The 2,828-nt window shown below is 70.4% G+C and carries 2 protein-coding genes; both read left to right on the top strand.

Annotated elements, in window-relative coordinates; genetic code table 11:
* Nucleotides 1–4 precede the first annotated feature (4 nt).
* The gene (locus MJ785_RS21520) at nucleotides 5–1,477 is read left to right on the top strand and encodes an MFS transporter (protein WP_370653027.1); all 1,473 of its coding nucleotides are present in this window, start codon (nucleotides 5–7) and stop codon (nucleotides 1,475–1,477) included.
* Between the two features lie 472 nt (nucleotides 1,478–1,949).
* On the top strand, nucleotides 1,950–2,828 hold an 879-nt coding region (locus MJ785_RS21515), incomplete at its 3' end, for a tyrosine-type recombinase/integrase (RefSeq protein ID WP_239382672.1).

The raw sequence follows: 2,828 nt of genomic DNA, 5'->3' as shown, positions 1-2,828 counted from the left end.
GCCGATGAGCACTCCCCGGGAGCAGTCCGAGCCGCGGATGCTGGTCCCCTCCCTGATGTTCATCGCCCTGGTCGTGGCGGCGGTCGCCAGCCTCGGGACGCCGCTCATCACCACCGTGGCCACCACGTTCCACGTCTCGCTCAACAGCGCGCAGTGGACGCTGACCATCGCACTACTCAGCGGCGCGGTCTCCACGCCGGTCCTCGGCCGGCTCGGAGCCGGTCCGCACCGGCGGGCCACGATTCTCGCCACGCTGGCGGTCGTCGTCGTCGGCAGCGCGCTCACCGTGCTGCCGCTGCCGTTCGCCTGGCTGCTGGTCGGCCGGGCCGGGCAGGGCATCGGGCTCGGTCTGACTGCGCTGATGATGGGCGTGGCCCGCGACCACCTCCCCAAGCAGCGCAGCGCGGCCACCATCTCCCTGATCTCGGTGGTCTCCATTATCGGAGCCGGCGCCGGCTACCCCCTCGTCGGCCTGCTCACCCAAGTGGGCGGAGTGCGCGCCGCCTACGGCCTCGGCCTGTTCGTCACCACCATCGCCTTTCTAGCGGCCTGGCGCTTCATGCCCGAAGCACCCGCGGGCCGCTCCGCCCACGTGGACACGGTGGGCGCGCTCCTCTTGGCGGGTGGACTGTTCCTCGTCCTGTACCTGGCCGGCGAGCGGAGCCTGTGGAGCCACGACCTCAGCGTGACAGTGGTGCTGGCCGTCGTCGCCGCGGTCCTGCTCGCTGTCTGGACTGTCACCGGGCTGCGCGGCAAGGCGCCGCTGATTGACCTCAAGGCGCTGCGGCACCCGGCGGTCGCCGGAGCGAACATCGCCATGTTCGTCGGCGCGATCGGCATGTACCTCCTGCTCACGCTGATCACCCGCTATGCGCAGACGCCGCACAGCGCCGGCTACGGCTTCGGACTGACCACCTTCGTCGCCGGGCTGGTCCTGATCCCGTTCTCCGTGCTGGGGTTCGTCGCCGGCAAGCTCACGCCTCGGATGCTCAAGCGGATCGACGCCCCGTTCCTGCTGGCCGGCAGCGCCGTCATCGTCGGCGGCGGGTTCGTCCTGTTCGTCACCGCCCGGTCGAACCTGGTCGACCTGCTACTGGCGATGAGCGTGCTGGGCTTCGGCGTCGGCAGTTTCGCGGCCGCCATGCCCGGCGTCATCCTGGCCGTCACCCCCAAGAGCGAGACGTCGAGCGCCATGAGCTTCAACTACGTCGTCCGCAGCGTCGGGTACTCCCTGGGCAGCGCCATCGGCGGCCTGATCCTGTCCGCCGGCACCGGCCTCGGCCACCTCTTCCCCGACGACAGCGCCTACACCACGGCGGCGCTGGTCGGCATCGGCGCCATGGCGATCACGACGCTGACAAGCCTGGTCCTGGCCCGCAAGCGCTCGCCGCAGGCCGAGCCGGCCGCCGCCCCGAGCCGGTCGAGCCAGTTGACCCGCCCGCCGGACGGCACCGTTGCGGCGCCGTCCGGATCATGACCGAGAACCCGAAGGTGCCTTCCGCGCCGGGCCGACGAGGCTTTCCCGAGCCCCCGTCAGGTAAACATTCACGTCCTTTAGATCTTGACGTGTCTGCGGGAAGCGCGAAGTGAGTCCGGGTCGGCCGTGGTCCGGCCGGGGCTTGTGGCGGTTCTGGCTGGTCAGGCCGGTGCTGGCGGGACCCACGGGTTGCCGAGGAGAGCGCCGCGGATCGCGGTCAGGGCGTTCTGGCCGTTCTTGACGGCCGAGGCGACGTAGCTTCGTAGGGTGAGGCGGTCCTTGGTGACGTCCTCGGAGGCCAGCCGGCCGGAGACCTTCTGTTGTGTCTTTTATGGAGACGCGTTCGTTATGCCGACCTGGCGGGGCCGCCGCTGGGTGCGGGCGGCGGCCTCGGTGACGGTGTCGGGATAACCGCCGGTCGATCTCCGTTGTCCTTCGTGCCCATGCCGGACACGAAGGAAGGGAGAAGGCCATGCGGAATCCTGATCGGGTTCAGGTGGCCGGACCGCTGGCCAGGTACGCGGAGGGGTTCCGCGGTGACCTGGCGCGGCGGGGGTACTGCCAGGACTCAGCGGCACGGCAACTGCTGCTGATGGCGCACCTGAGCCAGTGGATGGAAGACCAGCGACTCGACGCCGAGGAGGTGACCCGGGCTTTCGTCGCACAGCGGCGGGAGGACGGGCACACCACGCTGGTCTCCGTCCAGGCCCTCGACCCACTGCTGGACCACCTCAGTCGCAGCGGCGTCCAGCAGAGACCCGCGAAACCGACCGGGGAACGGTTCCTCGCCCGGTATGCGGGCTATCTTCGGAAGGAACGCGGGCTGGTCGCGTCGACCGTCCAGCACAACATCGACCTCGTCCGTCCGTTTGTCGCGATACGGGTCCCCGACGTCGACGGCGGCGCGTGGGGTCTGTCCACCGCGGACGTGACGGCGTTCGTTGTCTCCTCCAGCCGGGATAGCCACGCTGTGACGGCGGCCAGCCGGCTGAGCGCGCTACGTTGTTTGCTGCGCTTCCTGCACGTGAACGCGCTGGTCGACCAGCCACTGGTGGGCGCGGTGCCACGCGTCGCACTGCGCCGGCTCGCAGGGCTACCGAAAGCGCTCGCGCCGGGCCAGCCCGAGGCGCTGCTGGCACGGTGCGACCCGGGCACCCGGGTGGGCCTGCGGGACCGGGCGTTACTGACGGTCGTCTACAGGCTGGCGCTGCGCGCGAGCGAGGCTGCCCAGCTACGCCTCGACGACATCGACTGGCGCCACGGCGAAGTCGTCGTGCACGGCAAGGGCGACAGGTATGAGCGGATCCCGCTGCCTGTCGACGTCGGTGAGGCGCTGGTGGCCTACCTGCGC

This window comes from Protofrankia sp. CiT1 (genome assembly GCF_917627335.1).
GTDB lineage: Bacteria > Actinomycetota > Actinomycetes > Frankiales > Frankiaceae > Protofrankia.
The sequence above is the reverse complement of the archived record's forward strand: the minus strand, read 5'-3'. Positions and strand labels throughout refer to the sequence as shown.

Excerpts from the sequence above, each read along its gene's own strand:
- MJ785_RS21520 (WP_370653027.1), top strand. The coding sequence starts at position 5 with ATGAGCACTCCCCGGGAGCAGTCCGAGCCGCGGATGCTGGTCCCCTCC.